1 protein-coding gene is annotated in these 971 nt (G+C 53.2%); it reads right to left on the bottom strand.

Annotated features, from left to right (window positions below):
* Positions 1-971, bottom strand: a 971-nt coding sequence (locus tag AC3Z9T_RS21385; RefSeq protein ID WP_490128064.1) for an amino acid adenylation domain-containing protein, incomplete at both ends; no start/stop codon positions are given.

Here is a 971-nt window from a genome sequence, read left to right on the forward strand (position 1 = left end):
ACCACCGCTTCTTGCACGCCCACACACTGCATTAGGTGGGCTTCAATTTCACCCAGCTCAATACGCAAACCGCGCAGTTTGATTTGGAAGTCATTACGGCCAAGATATTCAATGCTGCCATCCGCCAGCCAGCGGGCAAGGTCGCCCGTTTTGTAGAGCCGCGCCTCCGGTTGTTCGCTAAACGGGTCGTCAATAAAGCGCTCAGCTGTTAATTCAGGGCGATTGAGATAGCCACGAGCGACACCGACACCGCCAATGTGCAGTTCACCAGCCACACCGATTGGCACAGGCTGTCCTTGTGTATCTAAAATATAGAGTTGGGTGTTGGCAATGGGGCGACCAATAGGCACAAAGTTGCGGTGATCGTCAGGCTGACAAGCCCAAGATGTTACGTCAATGGCGGCTTCTGTCGGGCCATACAGATTATGCAGCTGGGCCTTGAAGCGAGCAAAGAAGCGCTGTTGCAGTTCAGCTGGCAAGGCTTCACCACTGCAAATGACACGGCGCAGCGGCGCACAGGTGTAAGCGGCATCCGCCCACTGCACAAATTGTTGCAGCATTGACGGCACAAAGTGCAAGGTGGTAATGCCTTCACGCTCAATGAGTTGCGCCAGATAGTTAGCGTCCTTATGCCCTTCAGGGCGAGCCATGATAAGGCGAGCACCGTAAAGCAGTGGCCAGAAGAACTCCCAAACTGAAACGTCAAAGCTGAACGGGGTTTTTTGCAGCACACGGTCATCATCAGAGAGGCAATAGGTGTTTTGCATCCAGACTAAACGGTTACACAGCCCGCGGTGACTGTTCATAACGCCTTTCGGTTTCCCCGTTGAGCCAGAGGTGTAAATCACATACGCCAAATGGTGCGCAGCGAGCCCACTTATGTCAGGGTTTTCTTCACTTAACTGGCTAAAGTCTTCAGTATCCAGCAGGATAGTTGGCCGATGAGCTGCGTGCAATTCTTGGCGGCTGGA

It is taken from the genome of Providencia sp. 6390 (assembly GCF_058148425.1).